This is a genomic window from Natrinema sp. H-ect4 (assembly GCF_041894845.1).
In the GTDB taxonomy this organism is placed as follows: Archaea; Halobacteriota; Halobacteria; order Halobacteriales; family Natrialbaceae; genus Natrinema.
Map to the genome: position 1 here is coordinate 103,572 of NZ_JBHDYC010000011.1, position 20,209 is coordinate 123,780.

18 protein-coding genes and 1 tRNA gene are annotated in these 20,209 nt (G+C 63.5%); 8 read left to right on the forward strand and 11 right to left on the reverse strand.

All coding sequences use genetic code 11. From position 1 onward, the window contains the following. Positions 1 to 100: 100 nt before the first annotated feature. Entirely contained in the window at positions 101 to 1,291 is a 1,191-nt protein-coding gene (locus ACEWFR_RS15310) for a glycosyltransferase family 4 protein (protein WP_374061876.1), read from the forward strand. A 197-nt stretch (positions 1,292 to 1,488) separates the two neighbouring features. Here the strand turns inward: ACEWFR_RS15310 and ACEWFR_RS15315 are convergent, their stop codons facing one another. After that, entirely contained in the window at positions 1,489 to 2,736 is a 1,248-nt protein-coding gene (locus tag ACEWFR_RS15315) for a hypothetical protein (RefSeq protein WP_374061877.1), read from the reverse strand. Between the two features lie 440 nt (positions 2,737 to 3,176). Beyond that, a tRNA-Met gene (locus ACEWFR_RS15320) sits at positions 3,177 to 3,327 on the reverse strand. 102 nt (positions 3,328 to 3,429) lie between these two features. Between ACEWFR_RS15320 and ACEWFR_RS15325 the strand changes: the two genes are divergently transcribed. Further along, on the forward strand, positions 3,430 to 4,584 hold the full coding sequence (locus tag ACEWFR_RS15325; RefSeq protein ID WP_374061878.1) for a hypothetical protein: 1,155 nt from the start codon (positions 3,430 to 3,432) through the stop codon (positions 4,582 to 4,584). A 77-nt stretch (positions 4,585 to 4,661) separates the two neighbouring features. On the opposite strand, the gene ACEWFR_RS15330 is transcribed toward ACEWFR_RS15325, so the two are convergent. Beyond that, positions 4,662 to 5,081, reverse strand: a complete 420-nt coding sequence (locus tag ACEWFR_RS15330; protein WP_374061880.1) for a DUF5830 family protein — start codon at positions 5,079 to 5,081, stop codon at positions 4,662 to 4,664. A gap of 914 nt (positions 5,082 to 5,995) precedes the next feature. Between ACEWFR_RS15330 and ACEWFR_RS15335 the strand changes: the two genes are divergently transcribed. From ACEWFR_RS15335 to ACEWFR_RS15345, 3 genes are all read left to right on the forward strand, one after another. Next, positions 5,996 to 6,289 (forward strand): PadR family transcriptional regulator, encoded by a 294-nt coding sequence (locus ACEWFR_RS15335; protein WP_098727058.1) that lies wholly within the window; start codon positions 5,996 to 5,998, stop codon positions 6,287 to 6,289. A 457-nt stretch (positions 6,290 to 6,746) separates the two neighbouring features. Continuing rightward, a complete protein-coding gene (locus ACEWFR_RS15340) occupies positions 6,747 to 7,718 on the forward strand; it encodes a transcription initiation factor IIB family protein (RefSeq protein ID WP_374061881.1) in 972 nt (323 codons plus the stop codon). Beyond that, positions 7,719 to 7,982 (forward strand): hypothetical protein, encoded by a 264-nt coding sequence (locus ACEWFR_RS15345; RefSeq protein ID WP_098727056.1) that lies wholly within the window; start codon positions 7,719 to 7,721, stop codon positions 7,980 to 7,982. 40 nt (positions 7,983 to 8,022) lie between these two features. Here the strand turns inward: ACEWFR_RS15345 and ACEWFR_RS15350 are convergent, their stop codons facing one another. Continuing rightward, complete coding sequence (locus tag ACEWFR_RS15350; protein ID WP_374061882.1) at positions 8,023 to 9,180, reverse strand: multicopper oxidase domain-containing protein; 1,158 nt, start codon at positions 9,178 to 9,180, stop codon at positions 8,023 to 8,025. 194 nt (positions 9,181 to 9,374) lie between these two features. Next, positions 9,375 to 10,736 (reverse strand): NAD-dependent succinate-semialdehyde dehydrogenase, encoded by a 1,362-nt coding sequence (locus ACEWFR_RS15355; protein WP_374061883.1) that lies wholly within the window; start codon positions 10,734 to 10,736, stop codon positions 9,375 to 9,377. A gap of 165 nt (positions 10,737 to 10,901) precedes the next feature. Here ACEWFR_RS15355 and ACEWFR_RS15360 point away from each other — a divergent pair, with 165 nt between their 5' ends. Next, positions 10,902 to 11,207: a cupin domain-containing protein gene (locus ACEWFR_RS15360; protein WP_374061940.1), complete on the forward strand. Its 306-nt coding sequence runs from the start codon at positions 10,902 to 10,904 to the stop codon at positions 11,205 to 11,207. 133 nt (positions 11,208 to 11,340) lie between these two features. Here the strand turns inward: ACEWFR_RS15360 and ACEWFR_RS15365 are convergent, their stop codons facing one another. Next, positions 11,341 to 11,973, reverse strand: coding sequence for a uracil-DNA glycosylase family protein (locus tag ACEWFR_RS15365; protein WP_374061884.1), 633 nt, complete (start codon positions 11,971 to 11,973; stop codon positions 11,341 to 11,343). Positions 11,974 to 12,117: 144 nt separating this feature from the next. On the opposite strand from ACEWFR_RS15365, the gene ACEWFR_RS15370 reads away from it, so the two are divergent. Continuing rightward, positions 12,118 to 12,609, forward strand: a complete 492-nt coding sequence (locus tag ACEWFR_RS15370) for a metal-dependent hydrolase (protein ID WP_374061885.1) — start codon at positions 12,118 to 12,120, stop codon at positions 12,607 to 12,609. 42 nt (positions 12,610 to 12,651) lie between these two features. Here ACEWFR_RS15370 and ACEWFR_RS15375 read toward each other — a convergent pair whose 3' ends face one another. Beyond that, positions 12,652 to 13,512: a cytochrome oxidase assembly protein gene (locus tag ACEWFR_RS15375; RefSeq protein WP_374061886.1), complete on the reverse strand. Its 861-nt coding sequence runs from the start codon at positions 13,510 to 13,512 to the stop codon at positions 12,652 to 12,654. 195 nt (positions 13,513 to 13,707) lie between these two features. On the opposite strand from ACEWFR_RS15375, the gene ACEWFR_RS15380 reads away from it, so the two are divergent. Next, positions 13,708 to 14,832 (forward strand): M24 family metallopeptidase, encoded by a 1,125-nt coding sequence (locus ACEWFR_RS15380; RefSeq protein WP_374061887.1) that lies wholly within the window; start codon positions 13,708 to 13,710, stop codon positions 14,830 to 14,832. A 30-nt stretch (positions 14,833 to 14,862) separates the two neighbouring features. Here the strand turns inward: ACEWFR_RS15380 and ACEWFR_RS15385 are convergent, their stop codons facing one another. From ACEWFR_RS15385 to ACEWFR_RS15400, 4 genes are all read right to left on the reverse strand, one after another. After that, the gene (locus tag ACEWFR_RS15385; protein ID WP_374061888.1) at positions 14,863 to 15,597 is read right to left on the reverse strand and encodes a helix-turn-helix domain-containing protein; all 735 of its coding nucleotides are present in this window, start codon (positions 15,595 to 15,597) and stop codon (positions 14,863 to 14,865) included. 54 nt (positions 15,598 to 15,651) lie between these two features. Then, on the reverse strand, positions 15,652 to 16,734 hold the full coding sequence (locus tag ACEWFR_RS15390) for a glutamate--cysteine ligase (protein ID WP_374061889.1): 1,083 nt from the start codon (positions 16,732 to 16,734) through the stop codon (positions 15,652 to 15,654). Between the two features lie 89 nt (positions 16,735 to 16,823). Beyond that, positions 16,824 to 18,422, reverse strand: a complete 1,599-nt coding sequence (locus tag ACEWFR_RS15395) for a long-chain-fatty-acid--CoA ligase (protein WP_374061890.1) — start codon at positions 18,420 to 18,422, stop codon at positions 16,824 to 16,826. Positions 18,423 to 18,610: 188 nt separating this feature from the next. Then, positions 18,611 to 19,825, reverse strand: a complete 1,215-nt coding sequence (locus tag ACEWFR_RS15400; RefSeq protein ID WP_374061891.1) for an MFS transporter — start codon at positions 19,823 to 19,825, stop codon at positions 18,611 to 18,613. Between the last annotated feature and the right edge of the window lie 384 nt (positions 19,826 to 20,209).

The window sequence follows — 20,209 nt, forward strand, 5'->3', positions numbered from 1 at the left end:
TTTCGCCATCGGTTCGGGACGGTCGGGGACACGGCCGAACACGACCGCACGGGCGCCTCTCGAACGGAACACTGATTTCGTGCCGCTATCGAGACCGCGTATGCACGTCCTCTCCGCGACGAACAACCTCTATCCCGACCCGGAAGCGACCGGCTCCGGGCGGTATAACTACGAAGTCGGTCGCGAGCTCGTCGAACGGGGACACGACGTCTCGGTCGTCACCAGGCTGCGCGGCGACGCGCATGCGCGAGAGACGGTCGACGGGATGGACGTATACCGGTACGACGCGTCGATTCCGCGACTCCCGGCGACGCTGCGGGAAATCGATCGGACGGTGGCGTCGATCGAGTCAAACGCCCCCGTCGACGTCGTCAGTTTTCACGGCGCATTGAGTTCGTTCGGCGTCGACCGGGCAATCTCGAATCGGATCCCCCGAACGTACACGATCCACGGGCTCTGGGCGGTCGAGTACCGCGACAGACTGGTCGCCCCGAGCCGGTGGGCGGCGCCGTGGCACCGGCTCAACCGCGCGCTTCGTCACCGAATCGAGGCTCGCGTGCTCGACCACAGCGACGCCGCCATCGTGTTGAGCGAGTTCATGCGCGAGCGCCTCCGCGACCACCACCCGGGAGCGCCATCCTGTTCGGTCGTCCCGGGCGGCGTCGACGTCGAGCGGTTCGCCCCGATCGACGGCCCCGGCCCGGAGACGTTCGCCGATGACGAAACCTCATTTCTCACAGTCCGCCGTCTCACGCCGCGCATGGGTCTGGAGACGCTGCTCGATGCGTTCGCGTCGGTCGTCGCGGACGGCGACGACGCACACCTCTACGTCGGGGGCGACGGCCCGCTGCGCGACGAACTGTACGAGCGAGCCGCCCGTCTCGGTATCGACTCGGCCGTCACGTTCCTCGGATACGTTCCGGAGGAGCAACTGGCGTCCCTGTACGCCGGCGCGGACGTGTTCGTTCTGCCGACGCTCGAACTCGAGGGGTTCGGGCTCGCGACGCTCGAGGCGCTGGCCGCAGGGACGCCCGTGATCGGGACGCGAGCCGGCGCGACGCCGGAAATTCTCGGAAATCTAGAGCGTCGATCGGCGATCACGGAGCCGCTGCTGGTCGACGCGGGCGATGCCGACGCCCTGGCCGCGCGACTGGCTTCGTGGGCGCGAGTGGGAGAGGCGGAACGTACGAGTGCGGGTGGAGCTTGCCGGTCCTACGTGATCGATGAGGGGTACACGTGGGAACACGTCACTGACAGCCTCGAACGGCGCTTCGAGGGGCTACTCGACTGAGTCGTCGTCGGAGTATCAACAGTTATGTGCGGCTCGGCCGTACTGCGGACCGACCGATGGGCCGGGGCCTCGAACCGTTCTCCGAGTCGAGAACGTACGACGTGTTGCAGACACTACACCGGTGGACGGACAGTAGCACGGTTATCTCGCTGCTGGGTAGCGAGCGGGTGTTGCTCGGTAGTCTTGCCGTCTTCGTACTAGTGAGCGTGGTCTCGGTGTTCAGATCGAACCTCGGGGCTGGCGTCAAGTTCCTGAGCTTCGCACTGTTTTTCGTCTGTCTTGCGGCGCTGATAGATCGCTTCGTCGACCCGCTGACGGAGTGAACGGTACCATGATTCGAGAATGGGCGCACTGAACACGGCGAGCAGGAATACGAACACCGAGCGGTGTCTGATTGTCGTCCCGAAGTTCGAGTCGATCAACCCGTAGCCGACGATACCGCCGACGTACACGATACCGAGGAGAATCTCTACGAGGGAATCGGTTTCGACGGCCTGGATCGACCGGTACGCCGTCACGGCGAGTGCGATCAACAGCGGCAGCGAAAGTATGGCGACGAGATCGAATGTCGAGGTGACGTGCAGCGGGAAGGGCGCGAACTGGAAGTAGATGGCGCGGACCGGCGCGGCCAGCAACACGTCCAGCCACGACTCGTACCGCATGAATTCGAGGTACGCCGCACCGCCCATCGCCCGGTACTGTAGCCGTGCGTTGAGCGCATCGACGGGGAACAAGACGGCGAACAACGCGAACCCACAGACGCCGACCGGAACCGAGGACAGCGCCAGCGAGCACAGCGAGACGTCTTCATCGACGACCCGCCTGACCGCGGCGACGAGAAGCGCCCCCACTACGCCGAGTAGAATCAGCAGCGCCAGTTCCTCCCGCAACAAAAACAGTAGCCCCCAGAGCGGCGGCGCGGTAAGCGCCCACCAGTACCGACGGTCGATGATCGCTCGCACGCAAATGGAGAGGAGCGTTACTGCGGCCAGTGTCGAGAGCGCATCGCGCATCGGGAGGCTGTTGAACAGGAACGGGAAGGGGAGAAACAAGAGCACGAGTAGCAGGCCGTTGGTCGACTCCAACGGGTCGTAGAGTCGCCGGGCGACGTAACACGCCGGGAGTGGAATCAGCACGGCCAGCAGTCCGTTGAAGACTGCCAGTACCGTCGGATCGGTCCCGAATACGGCGTACAGGACGGCTTGCACCGTACCGAACGCATCGAGCGACGAAAGGGGGCTTGTGTCGCCACCGCCCAGGATGCCCACGGCTATCGAATGGAACACGTCAATGTCCCAGTCGTAGGGCAGCAGGGGAAGAACCACGATCGCGAACAGGAGATGCCCCGCGAGGGCGACACCGCCAGCGACGCGGTACAGCCGCGATCGGTGCCGACTAACGAGGGCGAACAGCAACACGACCGCGATGGTGGCGGCGACGACCATTCGCAGTCGGGTATTCGCGGGTGAAAGTTATACCTGTGGATCGCCCGGAGTCCACCGGATCCTCCGCCTCTCCGGGGAGTTTCGCAGCGTCATCACTCACTGGGTTCGTGACTGCCTCGTGGAAAATGCCCGGGGGCTCCGAACCACGGAAAGACTCACTCCGTTCGTCTTTCCTGCCTTCACCTCGCTTCGCTCGGTGAAGACCACCGGGTTCGAAGCGAACCGGGCATGCTTCTCAGAGTTATCACTCGTCTTCGACTCGTAATGGTATTGAGAAGCATGCCCGGGGAGGGCTCCGAACCCCCGGAAGAGCTTTGCTCTTCCGTGCCCTCGATCGTTCACTCCGTTCACTCTCGAGGACCTACGGGTTCGTCGCCCATTTGGGCACTGGCTTTCAGACTCGTCACTCACTCCGTTCGTGACGTCGCGTAGAAAGCCAGTGCCCGGGGAGGGCTCCGAACCCTCGATCTCCGCATGTCCCAGGTTCGAGGCTCGGCAGTCCTCGAGGGACACGGAGGCTTCCAAGGCGAAACCGCACCGAATCTCTGAACCCTATGAGTGCGGCGCTATGTCCAGCTAAGCCACCCGGGCTCGATTACGAGTAGTGGGGTGCATTTCTTTAAGCTTTGTATTCGAAGCCGCCGTGCAACGCGGACCCACGGATTTATCATACGGTATTACGAACGCCAGTGCATGAGCGTTCCCGGCATCGTCAACTCTACTCTCGATGGCGAAGAGATCGCAGCGCGCGTCTCTCTTGGCAGCGACGACGAGCTCTTTATCACGCCCACACGGACCATCGTCTACCGTGCAGACGGCCTTCTGAGCGACGAATCGGCCGACGAATACCCACACGACGCCGACCGACTGACGCTCTCCGAAGGTCGTCGCAAGACGAAGGTTACGCTCGAGTACGCCCTCGACGGGGAGCGGACGTTTTCGATCCCCTCGAGCGTCACTGACGACGTGTTACATCCCGTCCTCGCCGGCGTGCTAAACGGCAACGGGATCACCGATCCAGGCGAGACAGTCGTCAAGACCTATCGATTCAGTGAACTGACCCTGATCATCACGAGCGACCGGCTCGTCAAACACATCGGCGGGGCGGTCTGGGATGGAGACTTCGAGGAGTATCACTTCGAGGACGTGACGCAACTCGCCTTCGAAGACGGTAGCGTCGCCACCCAGATCGTCCTTACCGTCGACGGGCGACCCCAGCGGATCAAAGCCCCGAACGAGCAAGCGAACGATCTCCGGGAACGACTGCAACGGGCCCTGTTCGACTACCACGACGTCGGCTCGCTCGAGGAACTCAACGAGGCGGTCGGCAGGGACGACGAGGACGATACCAGTCGTGGGGGATCGGTCGACTTCGGCGGCGGCGTCGACCCCCTCGACGCCGATCCGCCCGAACCGGACGATCACGACGCGACCGTCGAGGCAGCACGCGATGCTGCCGGGTCGGGGAGCACGGATCCGCTCGCCGGCGGCGAGACGGACGACATTACGACCGCCGAACCGGGACGGCAGTCAAACGAGAGCGACGGCGGACAGTCCACGTCGACACAGGCATCGGCGACCGCGGATCGCGACCGTGACAGCCCGGTGGGAACCACGGAGACCGCCTCCCTCTTCGACGCGGGCGACGACGCCGATGCGTCGGCCAGTGCCGCCGATCCCGCAGGGCATGCCGACGTTAACACCCCCGAAGCCACAGCCGGAACCGATCCAGAACTCCTCGAGCGCCTCGACGCACTCGAGGTGGCGGTCGAGCGCCAAAGCGAGATTATCGAGCAACAGGGAGAGACGATCGAGCAGTTGATCGCGGAACTCCGACAGGGCCGGTAGCGTCGTTTCCGTGCTCCACTGAACGGTGGAATCGGGAACTGCGAAGTGATCCGCTCTCAGCCACCGATGAAACCCGGTTAGTCCTCCCGTCCGGTCACTTTTCGAATACACGAAGAGCCGAAGGGACCGAGTTCGCCCGCCTCGAGATCGATGAAGTAACCGGTCGACAGCCCGGAGCCACAGCGCCGGCAGGTAAACTCACCCTCTTTCGTACTGACATCCTGTTCGAAGCGGACGTACTGACGGCTCTTCGGGCGGACGATCCCGTCATCGCGTTCGATGAGGCCACGGAGTTCGGCCCGATCGAGGATCGTTCGAGTTACCGTCGGATCGCTCGTGACCGTCTCGAGGCGGTCGATCACTGCGGCCAGTGGGAGCGATTCGTGTTCGAGTCGGGCGAGCAACGCCAGTCCGAGTTCGACGCGGTGATCGTCCGCCTCGAGGTCCGCATCGACATCGGGCCCGCCGTGTTCGGTTCGATCCCCGTCTCGATCCATCTGTCTGTGGTGTCGTCTCGGAACGAATAAACGTTGTTCCTCTCAAATCGAAGCGCGATCTGCAATAGCGATAGCAGCCACTGAAACGATTGCCACGCTAATCGCATCGTTACCGTCCGACCGGTATGTGCCTCATTTCAGTTGGTACTATAGCTCGTATCGAATACTATCGTCCGAATCGCATTCAGGGCAGGCTTCGGCATCTGCACTCACATTTTTCCCGCACCGCCGGCATTCGAACAGGGTTTGCTCCCGGTTTCGAGTGAAAATGCGTTTTAATTTGATCATAGAAATTCCGTCACGGTATTTGGATACGATGGAGTCGTCGGGTGAACAGTCGGCCCGACTCCAATTGTCGCGGGGACAGCGTTCGGCCGAAACCAACAGCTACCACAGAGACCGGTCATCGCTACACCGAGGTCCGAACCGGAGATGGAGCGGTCGTGACTCATAGGGTTACTAGTCATGACGGGGTCACGGTGTCGTCCGACTGGATTCGTCTGGAATCGGACGCGTGTTTGGTGACAGGTGATCCGTGAGCGCGTGAGCCTCCCTCCAAACCCATGCTCTTCAGCCCCTGTATTGTGTCGGTCCCCGTATATACGTGAGCCAACCGGAGTGACAGTAAAATTTGGGAACGGCGCTTCGCAGTTAATCGGCTGTTTTCGGCGGTCTCGTGGTGCTTTCCTCGTTGGTACTCGAGATGGCTGTGCCCGTGCTGAGAAGCGTCACGTGGTGAGAATACGGTCAGCGTCATAACCGAGCTGCCACCGGCACCCCTGATGACCTCCCAAACGGCTGGTTAGCCCCCCTCGAGAAACGTGAGACGCTTCGTGAGTGAACGCGTATTCCCGACGCTATCTCCACTCGTTTGTTCTCGGAAACCTTATCTGACGACACGCAGAAATTCCGATATGTACGATCTTACCGGCTTCCAGCGCGACCTGCTGTATACGATCGCCGGGCAAGACGACCCGCACGGCCTCGCGATCAAAGACGAACTCGAGGACTACTACGAGAAGGAGATCCATCACGGACGGCTCTATCCGAACCTCGACGAGGTCGTCGACAAAGGGCTCGTCGAGAAAGGCGAACTCGACCAGCGAACGAATTACTACACGATCACGGCTCGCGGTCGGCGCGAACTCGAGGCTCGCAGAGAGTGGGAAGACCAGTACGTCGGCGAGTTGCTTTCCGAATCGGAGTAGGGAATCGATATCAGTAACAGTCGCACGCTTGAGTATCCGAACGAGTTGAGCAACCCACCGCTAAATCGGTGGGGTTCGGCGCGGACTCCCGTTCTGGCCGACTCGTCGACAGGGAAGAGCCACCGTTCTCGTTCATACTCCTGCAACTGGTGCCGGATACTCCGTCGAAGCGACGCAGACGGCGTCGACTTTGCCTCCACAAAGCCCGACTGAATGCGAGCGGTAGTATCGGTGAAGCGGCTGAGTTCAGGTGAAACCACCTGGAATGTGACCGCATCACTCTTCAGCCCCTCACCTGAACGGGGCCCTCGAATCCAGCGGACACGACTCGAAGAGAGACGCGCGTCTCCGACCATTCCCACGGCCTGGGAATCCGCCGGTCGTTGATACTGTTGCTCCACCGCAATCCAAGAGAGGCAATCACACGGCCGGAATGCACTCCGGCGGACACAGACCAATGAGTCAGACGATCGTCGATACGGCTGACGGGAGATCGACCCGGAACGGAGAGCGCGAGACCGTTCCTGAGCGTCGGGGATCCGAGTGTCCGGAATGCGCAGGCTCGATCCACCACGACGAGGAACGCGGCGAACGGGCGTGTGCGGAGTGTGGTCTGGTTATCGATACGGACGAGATCGATTACGGCCCCGAGTGGCGGGCGTTCGACGACGAGGGGGACCGACGACGGGTCGGCGCGCCGGTGACGACGCTTCGACACGACAAGGGCCTGAGTACGACCATCGGCTGGGAGGATCAGGACGCCTACGGCAACCAGCTCTCGGGGCGAAAGCGCGAACAGCTCCGGCGGCTGCGGACGTGGAACGAACGCTTCACCTCGAAAAACGCCGCGGAACGGAACCTCAAACACGCGTTCGGCGAGATCGAGCGCATGGCGTCGGCGCTCGGCTTACCGAAGCCCTGTCGCGAAACGGCCGGCGTCCTGTATCGCCGTGCCGTCGAGGAGGGACTGCTTCCGGGACGGTCGATCGAGGCGATGTCGACCGCGTGTCTGTACGCCGCCGCTCGGCAACACGGCACGCCGCGGACGCTGGTCGCGTTCGCCTCGGTGAGTCGCGTCGAGAAACTCCCCGTCCAGCGAGCGTATCGCTATCTCTCGGTCGAACTCGATCTGCAGATCGAACCCGCCGATCCGATCCACTACCTTCCGCAGTACGCTTCCGAACTCGAGATCAGCGACGACGCCGAACGGCTCGCTCGCGAGATCCTCGAGGCGGCCATGGAGCAGGATCTCCACAGCGGCCGAAGTCCGGCCGGGCTGGCGGCCGCGGCGATCTACGGTGCGGCGCGGCTGACGAACGAACGGATTACCCAGGAGACCGTCGGTGCCGAAACCGGCGTGAGCAAGGTCACGGTCCGAAACCGCTATCGAGAACTACTGGACGCGTACGGGGAGGCCCGTGATCGATAGATGTTCGGGCACCGACTCGAGCGCGAGATTCTCGACGCGCTTGCTGACGGAACGCCGAGCTACGTCGTCGACCTCGCCGCGACGATAGACGAGCATCCGGTCGCGGTCGAGCACGCCTGCGACCGCCTCCACGAAGACGGGGCGGTTCGGTCGATCGGCTGCCAGCGGTACGCGATCACCGCGTCGGGTCGTCACCAACTCGCCGGTGCGAACTCGCTGCCCGTCGAATCGGAGACTCCGACGGAGACGGAAGGTCGAACGTAAAATCAGTTGCAACGGCGATCGTATTCGTTCTGGATATCGCTTATCCCTCGTAGCCCGCGTGCTCCATGAGGTCCGCGAAGATATCGGTATCCATCGCGTCGCGGTAGACGATGCCGTTGACCATTCCGCCGGGGTAGGAGTTCCCGTTCATCGCGTGGTTGACCTTGTGGCAGTGCATGAGGTAGATGCCGGGGTCGGCGTTGGCCTCGAACTCGATGGTGTGTCGTTCTGCGGGTGCGATATTGGTGACGTCCTGTTCGTACTGGGCCGCTTCGGGGACCTGCCCGCCGTCTTTTTCGACGAGGCGGAACCGGTGGTTGTGCGTGTGCATCGGGTGGGACATATACCCCGCGTTGACCATGTGGAGGCGGACGGTGTCGCCGTGGTCGACGATGATCGGCGAGCCCTCCTCCGGGTGGAGCGTCCGCGGGAGGCTCTTCCCGTTCATCGTAAACACGTCCGGGTTGCGGTTGCGGGGACTGTAGTCGACGTCCTCGCCGGCCATCTGTCGGTTTACACGGGAGTCCCAGTCCTTCAGTGTGAAGAAGTACTCCTTGTCCGCGGGTTCGTACCCCTTCGGATCGACGCGGAAGATGCCGTACATCCCCATATCAATATGCTGGTGTGTTTGGTAGTGACAGTGATAGATGTGTGTCCCCGGAACGTTCGCGGGAATGGTGTACGTGTGTTTCTCACCGCCGGTAACCGTAATGCCCGTCGTCGTCGGAACGCCGTCGTTTTCCCACGTCAACTTCGAGCCGTGGAAGTGCAGCGTGTGGGGCATGCTGGCGTCAGTGTTGTCCAGCGTTACTTCGATGTCGTTGCCTTCGGTCGTTCGGAGGATTGGCCCCGGAACGCTCGGCGTCCCGTCGTCGGCCTGGAACGCCCAGACCTTCGGCAGTTCCACCGGGCCGCCCATCGAGTCCATCGGATGAACGGCGTGACGGGATGTCACCGACCGTAGCGTGACACTGCCGCCCTGCTCATCGACCTGCACGACCTCCGGGGAACTCGTCCACGGGAGATCAGACCCGGAGGAGTTAGCGGATCCCTCGGACGAATCCGCCGGCTCGGAGTCCTGTGTGGCCCCCTGGCTCATACAGCCCGCCAGGCCGGTCAGCGCCGCCACACCGCCAGTCGCAGCAACGAATTCGCGTCGCGATAGTCCCAGTCCGGGTGCGCCAATACGGTCACTCATAACAACTGGTCAGAAAAAGTACCGATGTATAACGGGTCGAGCCGGTTCTTATGGATCGGGAAATCACGAGAACATGTTCACGAGTTCTATTTAAACGAAGCGACAGCGAACTGCCGATACCGTCGTCCACTGGAATATCTCTCCCGAACCGAGGTCACCCCTGTCAGCGGTTCGTGGTCCCCGCTTGCGATCGATTATTCGGTCCAGACCGTCTTCCGGTTGACGAACTCGAGCATCCCCTCTCGAGCGAGTTCGCGGCCGTAGCCCGACTCCTTGACGCCGCCGAACGGGACACGCGGATCGGACGTGACGAGCTGGTTGATGTAGACGCAGCCAGCGTCTATCTCGCGGGCGAGGCGTTGACCGCGAGCCCGGTCGGTCGTCCAGATGCTCGCGCCGAGACCGAATTCCGTGTCGTTGGCCTTCTCGAGGAGTCCGTCCTCGTCGTCGATTTCATAGACGGCGGCGACGGGGCCGAACGTCTCCTCGCTGTCGGCCGGACACCCCTCCGGGACGTCGGCGAGCACGGTCGGCGGATAGAACGCGCCGTCGCGGTCCATCGGCTCGCCACCGGTGAGCACACGAGCACCGGCTTCGGCGCTCGCTTCGACCTGTTCGTGGAGGGTTTCCATGAGGTCTTCGCGGGCCTGCGGGCCGACATCCGTGTCCTCGTCCATCGGGTCACCCACCGTGAGCGATTCGACCTCGGCGACGAACCGCTCGAGGAACTCGTCGTAGACGTCGGTGTGGACGAGAAAGCGCTTCCCCGCGATACAGGACTGCCCGCCGTTCTGGTTGCGCGCCCACGCGCCCGTCTCTGCCGCATCCGCGACATCGGCATCGTCGAGGACGACGAACGGGTCGCTCCCGCCCAGTTCGAGGACGGACTTCTTGAGCTGGTCGCCGGCCGTCGACGCGACCGCGCGACCCGCCGGACCGCTACCGGTGACGGTCGCGGCTTTGACCCGTTCGTCCTCGATGACGTCGTCGACCAGATCGGACGGAATCAGTAATGACTGGAAGACGTCCTCGGGGTAGCCGGCCTTGCGGAACACGTCCTCGATGGCCTGCGCACAGCCGGGAACGTTCGAGGCGTGTTTGAGCAATCCGACGTTCCCCGAGGTGAGGTGCGGGGCCGCAAACCGGAAGACCTGCCAGAACGGGAAATTCCACGGCATCACCGCCAGAATAGGGCCGAGCGGATCGTAGACGGTTTTGACGTCCGATCCTGGCGGGCTCGGATGGGAGTCCGCCTCGAGATAGGCGCTCCCGTGTTGGGCGTAGTGGTCACAGACCCACGCGCACTTCTCGACCTCGGCGAACGCCTGCGAAATCGGTTTCCCCATCTCGCGGGTCATCGTTTCGGCGTACTCGCGCTTGTTCTCGCGGAGGACATCGCCCGCGGCCGCCAGCAGTTCCTCGCGCTCCCGAACCGGACGCTCGCGCCACTCCTCGTACGCCGCCGTCGATCGCTCGAGGGCATCCTGTACGTCGGATTCGCTGTGTTCCTCGACCGTTTCCTCTCGTTCGCCAGTGGCCGGATTGATCACCTGCATACGTATGAGTGTGTATGTCGAAGACGATTAGTGTTTACGTCGTTCTCGCCGAGACGTTCGAGCGGAAACGCTCGACGATCGCTCTCGAGGATTACCGTGTCAGTACCGACCGCCCCGAACGAGTTCATCCGAAAGTACAACTGGGAGAACCGACACAGTTCGCTCATGCCAGCGATCACGTCGGTAGACGAGCTCGAGACGACGCCACACGCCGAGGTTTTCGACGAACGGAACCCACGAACGGTGCGATTACGGCTCAAGGCAGACGATAGCGTGCCCGCGCATCGCCATCCAGAGTCGAACGTGGTTCTTCACCTGCTCGAGGGGGAGGTCGAACTCACGCTCGGCGACGAAATCTATACCCTCGAATCGGGAGACATCGCCCAGTTCGACGGCGATCAGGACATCTCTCCGCACGCGATCGATGAGAGCACGGCGCTGCTCGTCTTCGCACCGAAAACAGACTCGTAGGCTCGTAACGAGCGCCCAGTTCGTGCTCGGCCGAGCGGCGCGCTCACCGTTCAGACGGTCTGCCGTACCGATTTACAGGCTCACCCACGAATCGTCCTGTGGTTGCCCTGGAACTGACTGACAGCAGTCCGTCTCAACCGACCGTTGTCGCGACGCCCTTCGTCTGCCGGTAATCGCTGGCCAACAGCGCCTCGAGTCGCGAGACGATCGCCGCGAAATCGCCGTCGCCCCACTCCGCGGGATCCTCGATCGGGACGACCATGAAGCCGCGGCCGCGGATCTCGGCGGCGTGGAGCGCTCCCATCTCGAGGTCGAACCGTCGCCGCTGGGTCGTGTACTCTCGGAGGACGTGGTCGGTCGCCTGGGCTCCGACCGGCAGGAGGATGTGGGCGTTGATCGCACGGAGTTCGGCGTCGAAGAATCGCTCGAGGTCAGCGTACCCCTCGGCGGTCGGTGCCTCCCCATCCGGGAGGCTGCACATGTGAATATAGCTCAGAAAGCAGTTCTCGAGGACGGGTTCGTCCCGCGGGCCGCTCGCAAAGCCCGTCTCGCGAAGAACGTCCTGGATTGCGAGTCCGCTCTCGGTTTCGGTGAACGGGACGCCGGTGGATTCGCCGCCGTGGATGCCGGGGTAGTCGCCAATCACGTGGAAATCGGCGTTAGCGTCTCCGTAGCCGAAGACGGCCGTTCGGTCATCCGGGTCGGACCGGTCGAACGGCGGTCGGAGTCCGAACGGGTTACTCGTCCTGTCGGTCACGTTTCGCACGACCGGGAGAATGCCGTCAGCGGTCAAAACCCCAGCGATCGCGGCGGGCCGATCCGGAACCGACGTGATTCCGTCCCTGGCGAACTCGTCGCGTCGGACGGATGACGGTGGGTTTATACTCCGCTCGCGTGTCTCGTGTCGTACATGTATCAGGTGGGGCACTACGGCGGTGCGCTCGCGGCGTACGCGCCGCTGGGCACCATCGTCGCCCTGGGTGGATACGGCGAGATCGCCATCGTTGGCGGTCTGGTCTGCGTCGCCCTGTCGACGGTTCCGGACTACGACCACCGGCTGCCGCTGATCGAACACCGCGGCCCAACCCACACGATTCTATTCGCGCTACTCGTCGGGGCCGGGCTCGCGGCGCTGACCGCCGCCCTCGTCGACGCCTCCTCCGCATTCGTCGACGCCGGGGTCGTGAGCTTCGCGTTCCTCGTCGGTTTCGTCTCGATCGCTTCCCATCTCCTCACGGACGCGCTGACGCCGATGGGAATCCGTCCGCTCTGGCCGGTTTCGCGGCGTCGATACTCCCTCTCGGTGACGACGGCCGCGAACCCGATCGCCAACTACGGACTGCTCGGACTGGGCGTCGTCGCCGTTCTCGCAGGAATAGGGATCGTCGTCGTCTTCGGCTAACTCGCTCTCACAACGGAACCCCACTTTACGGTGAGAGTGTGTCTACGTCTCGCTCGAGGCGGTCCCCCGTCGCGTAAGCACGATTCCGGCGACGAACGTCGCGAGAAGCGCGACGGCGGCGACGAGGTACGGAATTTCGATGGTCGGGTTCGCCGCCTGCCGACCGAAGAAGAGAACGACGACCACGAGCGGCGGGGCCGCGAGTAGCGGGGTAACGGCCCGTCCCGTGAACCGCCGGTGACCGACCAACGCGGCGACGACGGCCGCACCGAGCAGCGTGAGAGCCACGGCGTACTGGATCAGTTGCATCGTCGGCGAGTAGCTCGAGATTTCGGTGCCGACGACCGGGCTGAGGGCGACGTGTGCGGGCAGTGCAACGATTCCGAGCGCGAGCGCGCCGGTGACGTGCGTTCCCGTCAGTCGCGGCGCCCAGACCAGGACGGTTGCGATCAGAAAGAGCGTGAAGATGGTCACGGCCGTCCAGAAGTGCAAGGAGAGGATGTCCATCGTGTACTGCTGGACGGTTTCGCGGCCAAGCGCGACCTGGACCGGCGTGAGGACCATTCCGGCCACGACCAGTCCGGTGACCCGCCGGTCGACGTCTGGGAGCCGCCACGCAGCGAGCGCGGAGCCGACGATTGCGAACCCGGCGAACATCGAGACGAAGCGGTGGAACCACTCGTAGAAACTCGGCATGCTCCCCGGTAGCAGGTTGTACGGCCCGGCGTCACACCGGGGCCAGTTGGCCTCGCAGGCAAGTCCTGAACCGGTCGCCTTCGCCGCGACGCCCAGCAGAATCGTCGCCGCGACCAGCGCGAGCGTTGCGGTCAGCAGGTGCGGATAGCTGAACCGATCGATCAACGACCGAAGTCTCGAGTCGGGCGCGTGATTGTCGTACGACACGGGCGTTCTGTCGAGGGTTAGGACGGCCCGTACTTAGGTTGACCGAGTCGTCCGATTCGGCGGGAATCGAGTGGTTATCGCCGACAGCTGAGCGACCGGCTTCGGCTCGAGGTGTGCCCGCTCGCTTCGAACGCTCACGCGAACCGATGGCTCGGTGTTCGCCGCATTCAAGAGCCGCCCTCGCCAGCACCCGACATGGACAAACGCGAGCGACTCGAGGCCTCCCTCGAGTCCGATGGGCTCGATTCGGTCTGGTTCGCCCGGCCGAACTCGTTTGCGTGGCTCACCGGCGGGAACAGCGTCATCGATCGGGAGGGTGATACCGGCGTCGCAGCCGTCGGCTACGATGGTGACGAACTCGTGATCGTGACGAACAACATCGAAGCCGACCGCATCGCGGCCGAGGAACTGCCGGATCTCGAGGCGAGCGAGATCTCGATCGAGCGGTTCCCCTGGTATGCGTCATCGCTGGCCGAAGCGATCACCGAACACGTCGGGAGCGACGAGCGGGCCGCGATCGACATCGAACTGCCGGGGTTCGAGCGCGTCGATCCGACATCGCTGCGTCAACCGCTGACCGAGCGCGATCGCGACCGCTATCGCGACCTCGGCGGCCAGACGGCGTCCGCCGTCGAATCGGTCTGTCGCGAGTTGCAGTCCGCCGACACGGAACACGAGGTCGCATCCGCGCTGCGAATCGCTCTCTCGGCTCGAGACATCGAAGCACCGGTCGTCCTCGTCGGTGGCTCGGAACGGGCACAGCGGTACCGCCACTACACGCCGACCGGGGCCGAACTCGGCGACTACGCGCTCGTCTCCGTGACCGCCCAGCGGGCCGGCCTTCACGCGAGTTGCACCCGGACCGTCGCCTTCGATCCGCCGTCGTGGCTCGCGGAGCGTCACGAAGCCGCCGCTCGCGTGGAAACGACGGCGCTGGCGGCAACGCAGACGGCAGCAGCGAGTGACAGTCGCGCGGGCGATAACGGCGGAACCGCCAGCGATGTCTTCGCCGCCATTCAGGATGCTTACGACGCGGTCGGCCACGACGGCGAGTGGGAGCACCACCATCAGGGCGGAGCCGCCGGCTTCGCCGGTCGCGAATGGATCGCCACGCCGGACCACGACGCACCGGTCGAAGCGCCGATGGCCTACGCGTGGAACCCGACGGTACAGGGCGCGAAAAGCGAGGATACCGCACTGGTCACCGACGAGGAAATCGAGACGCTGACGGCGACGGATCGCTGGCCGACGACGACCGTCTCCGCGGTCGATCGGGACGTCGAACTCGAGCGGCCGGACGTGCTCGAACTCGAGGACTAACGACGAGGGAGGACGCAGACCCGTCGAACCCTATTCGCCGCTCGATCGTGCGTCGAAGTCGTCATTCTCGTCGGTCGTATTACTCCCGACGCCGTCGTCGGACTCGTCAGACTTATCGGGTCTATCGGACCCGTCGGATTCGGTATCGACGGTGTCGATCTGCATGTCGTCCTCGAACTCGATGACGTCGGCATCGGGATCGGTCTCGGGGTCCGTCTCTGTCTCGGAATCGCCGTCGATCATCGGTGTCGTGTCGTCGACGGTGATCGTCACCGGTTCGACGTGCTCCTCGAGTTCGGCTCGAGCGTCGCGATTACCCTCACGATCGAGGACGCGATCGAGCGTGAAGATGGTGTTCAGTTCCCGCTGGACCTGATCGACGACGCCGCCGACGAGGTCGCTGGGCTGGATCGCGGTGTACTCGTAGGGGTTGTTCCCGGCCCCCTCGCTGGCGCGCTTTTCGCGGGTGACGCGGTCTTCCTCGTGGAGTTCCGCGAGCGCTTCGCGAACCGTGCTGGGATAGAGCCCGGTCCCCTTCGCGACCTCTTCGGAGGTACTTCCCGGATTCGCCAGCAGATAGACGTAGATCTTCGCGCGAGTTTCCGTGTCCAGGATCCACGAGAGCAGGTCGACGATGCGCTGGTCGAGCTCCTCGACAGCCGGGCTTCGGCCGGCCTCGCTCTCGACGAAGTCGTCCGGTCCCTCGAGCGATTCGTCTCCGTCGTCGGTATCGACCGGATGCTCGTCCGTATCATCGGAGCTCATGTGGGTTCTCGTACAGGACGAGGCCTCGAGCGGAGTTAAACCTTTGCGGGGTAGTCACTCGGTTTGCAGAATAAGCGATTCGCATAGCGCGTCGGGTCCCTCCTCCTCGAGCAAACGGCGTTGCCGATCCGCGCCGCTCTCCCGCTCGTAAACGTCTCTGATGCCGTCGATTCCGAGGCGCTCGCACTCGCGGTCGACGAGTTCTCCCAGATCGACGGTTCCCTCGAGGTCGCGGTCGATGAAAGAGGCATCCTGCCCGTGGCGGATGGCCCGCCACTTGTTCTCATCGAGCAGTTCCCGGCGGTGCCGGTGACCGCTCGCGCCATCTTCGTAGTCCTCGGCGAGGGCCCCGACGAGTGCGTGGGCGTACTCGACGAACGCCAGCACGATCTCGGGATCGGCCTGCCCGTCCGGCGTGCGCAGTTCGACCGTACCGTGGGCGGTGTGAGGCCGGACGTCGTACCAGAGTTCGCCGCGATCGTTGATCGACTCGGTCTCGAGCATCAGTCGCTCGAACCGATCGAACGCCTCGAAGTCTTCGAAGTGGGTCGGCATCCCGGTGTTGGGCAGCGCCTCGAAAATCTTCGCGCGGGCGGACTGGAGCCCGGTGTCGAACCCGTTCCAGTAGGGCGAATTCGCGGAGAGCGCGAGCATAATCGGGACGTACCACCGCAGTTCGTTGGCGATCCAGACCGCCTTGTCAGCGTCGTCAACGCCGACGTGGACGTGGACGCCCGCCGTCGTGTTTCGGTGTTGTGGGTACTGGATACGGTCGAGCTGCGAGCGATAGCGGGGTTTCTCCGCGTGCTCGAGTTCCTGCCACTTCGCGAGCGGGTGGAGGCCGGCGGCCGCGATGCGATAGCCGTGGTTCTCGGCGTGTTCGACCAGTGCCTCGCGGATCGCGAGCAACGAGTCGCGGGCGTCGTCGGGAGACTCGATCAGCGGCGTCTGGGTTTCGATGACGAATTTGAACAGTTCGTGATCGAGTCGGCCCTCGAGGATCTCGGGCGGGTCGTGTTCGTAGACGAGTTCGTCGGTCCCGCTGGTCGGGCGTCCGTCGGCGTCGACGACGAAACACTCCTCTTCGATCCCCAGCGTACCCATGCGCGTAAACGATTCTCGCGACCCGCGTTCCATCGTGTCGTGCTTTCGTCGCCGATAGTAAATACGATTTGGAGTCGGTGCGACCGACCGGATCCTCGAGCCGGGGGTTTCTCGTGCAAAGATCAGGACGCGACGGTTTCAGACTCGGGCTCGAGGCCCGCCTCGTCCTCGCGAAGCTTGAACTTCTGGATCTTGCCGCTGGGATTCTTTGGTAGTTCGTCGACGAAGTAGTACGTTCGCGGCCGCTTGAAGTCAGCGAGCCGATCACTCTCGAGGATGAACTCGTCGAGGGCGGCCGCGTCGACGCCCGCAGCGACGACGTAGGCGGCAACCGTCTCGCCCCACTCCTCGTCGGGTTCGCCGACGACGGCCGCCTCCTCGACGGCGTCGTGGGTGAACAGCACGTCTTCAACCTCGGCAGGATAGACGTTCTCGCCGCCGGAGACGATCATGTCGTCCTTCCGGTCGACGACGTAGAGGTAGCCATCGTCGTCGCGGTACCCGAGATCGCCGGTGTAGTACCACGTTGTCCCGTCGGCCTCGCGCAGCGACTGCGCGGTCGCCTCGGGGCGGTTCCAGTACTCCCGCATCGTACACGGGCTGGCGATCAGTATCTCGCCGATCTCGCCCCGCTCGACCACCTGGTCCGGGTCCGCGTCAGGTTCGACGATGCGCAGTTCGTGATTGAGTCCGGGCAATCCGGCCGAGCCCTGTTTCGGGAGCTGATCGGCCGCCGACTGGAAGATCCCGGCCGGCCCGATCTCGGTCATTCCGTAGGCCTGGACGTACTCCTCACAGAGGTGTTCCATGCAGTTCTCGAGCACCTGTTCGGGCATCGGGGCCGCGCCGTACAGTCCGAGTCGGAGCGACGAGAGATCGACGTCCATTTCGGCGGCGGTCATCGAGAGCGCGTTCCAGGCGGTTGGTGCGGCGAAGAGAACCGTCACATCGCGGTCCTCGATCGCCTCGAGCACTGCCTCTGGTTCGAACTCGTGGTGGATGACGTTCGCCGCGCCGCGGTGGACCCGTGCGAACAGGTTACAGTGGAGTTCGGCGCAGTGATACAGCGGCATCATCGACAGGCCCACGTCGTCGCGGGTGAGGTTCATCTCCGCGATACACAGTAGATTGTGCTCGACCATGTCCCGATGCTCGTGGACGACCCCCTTCGGCCGACCCGTGGTTCCCGACGTGTAGATGAAGGCGTAGACGTCGTCTTCGTCGACGCGGACATCGGGCCGTTCGGCGGACCCGGACTCGAGGAGGTCATAGAACCCACGCGCGTACTCCGGACCGTCCGCGTCCTCGCGGTCGTCGTCGATGAACACGTACTCCGCGACGGACTCGAGGCTTGGTCGCGCCCCCTCGACGGCCTCCCGCGTTTCGGACTCGAAGAGGACCATCTTCGCCTCGGCATCGTTGACGATGTACTCGATCTCACCCGCCGGGAGGCGGAAGTTCAGCGGGGTGAAGACGGCACCGATCTTCGCGCACGCGTAGACGGTAAGCGCCATCTCCGAGCCGTTGTACAGCACCGTCGCGACTCTGTCTCCCGTTTCGATTCCGGCCTCGAGCAAGGCGTTTGCCAACCGATTTACCCGCTCGTTGAACTCCGCGTAGGTCCAGTGCTGGTCTTTCCGCGGATAGATGATCGCGTCGCGATCGGGATAGCGATCGACCGTCTGTTCGAGGGTGTCTCCTATCGTGGGGTGATCTGACATACCACCACTACCTACCACGGATGTCCTTATATTCTTTAATGAGAAGAGCACCGGTTCGTGTCGAGGTCGGTGCCGAAACCGACCGATCCGCATCCGATTTGCCAGTACTCGCTCGATGCTTGGTCGACTGAGAGGAAGCCAAAACGGCTCACGATTCCGATCCAAATGGGGACGAACGACTGGGGATCCTAGAGCCGCGTGATCGAGAGCACCAATCCGACGGTGCCGACCGAAGCCAGTAGCAAGAATCCGTAGTCGAACGAGCCGTAATCGGCGAGCGTGCCGATGAGCAGGGGCGACGTCGCACCGACGACCATCCAGCCCGCCTTCAAGGTGCCCAGTCCCGTTCCCTGCATATCGTCGGGGAGCGAGTCCGCGATATACGTCTGCGTGACGACGCCGCACCCGTTCCAGCTACTGATGAGAACCGTGACCGCGACGAGCGGGACGAAACCGTTGACGAACGGGAGCAACCACAGCCCGGCGACGCAGCCGCCAAAATACAGGACGAGCGTCGGACGCGCGCCGAAACGGTCGAGCATGGTTCCCGAAAAGGGCTGTATAATCGCACCGACGGCGAAGAACAACCCGAACAGCGTCGCTGCGACCGCCGGAGAGATCCCCTTCGCCGCTGTGAGATACGTTGGATAGAAGGAGGAAAACCCCTGTATCACGAACGAGGCAGTGACCTGAATCGCGACGACGATCGGGATGGATTCGCGAGTGATCCCGCTTCTGATCCGTGTGAGCGTGTCGCTCGAGAGTTCGTCGACCGCGCTTTCCCCGCTCGACGTGCGGTTCGGAACGGTCATCCAGAGTCCGACGGCGACGACGAGAAAGAGGGGGCTGAACGCGCCGATTCCGTACCGCCACGTCGCGTACGAAGCGATAACGGCCGCCGCGACGGGAAAGACCGTGTTTCCGATGTTCCCCGCAGCCATCGTCAGCCCGATGGCCGAGCCGGCACGATCCGGATAGATGTCCGTGAAGATGGTGAATCGAGTCGGTCCGTACAGCGCGGTCGCGAGGCCGAACACGATCGTTCCCGCAAACAGCATCCAGACGTTTATGGCCGTGGCGACGACGAGAACGGTTCCGGCCGAAATGAGGGTGCTGATGACCACCACGTTGCCCTCGCCGATTCGGTCGCCGAGGAACCCGCCGGGCACGTGACCGACGGCGTATGCTCCCCAGAGCAGCGTCAACAGCAGACCTGTCGTGGTCAGACCGATCCCGAAGTCGTCCTGCAAGTAGGGGACGAGCGCGGGATAGACAAACCGCACACCGATAGAGAGCGCCCACCCGGCACCCACGGCGAGGAGAATCCAGCCGCGCCCGCCGGCCCACAGGTCACCTGTCGTCTCCTTCGCGTTCCGTCTGATCGTCTGTATCGGATGCGCCACGGGTGAGTCGTTGCTGTGGCTAGCAATACTCAGGTTGTTTCAGTTACGTAGGCGGCCAATGCTTCCGGGAGTTAAACCAGGGGTTCGGTTCCGGCAGTCACCGGGATGGAGGACGGATCGTCGGTTGGGAATTCCTCGATTGGGTCGACGACGGAACGCAGGTCTCGGCGAATCGTCTCTCGCTGGAGCGCTCGACGCTGCGGTCTCGAAAGCGACGATCAATCAAGCCGCTCAAGAGTTCGTGGGGACGGAAGCGTGCGGGAATTCGGTCGGCGGAAACGGGGCGGATCGGGTCGTATCCGCTGTCACTCACCGCTTTCCGTTTCCCCTCGAAGCCGGCCGTCTCACGCGGCCTGCTGGCACGGATCGAACAACGCGCAGTTC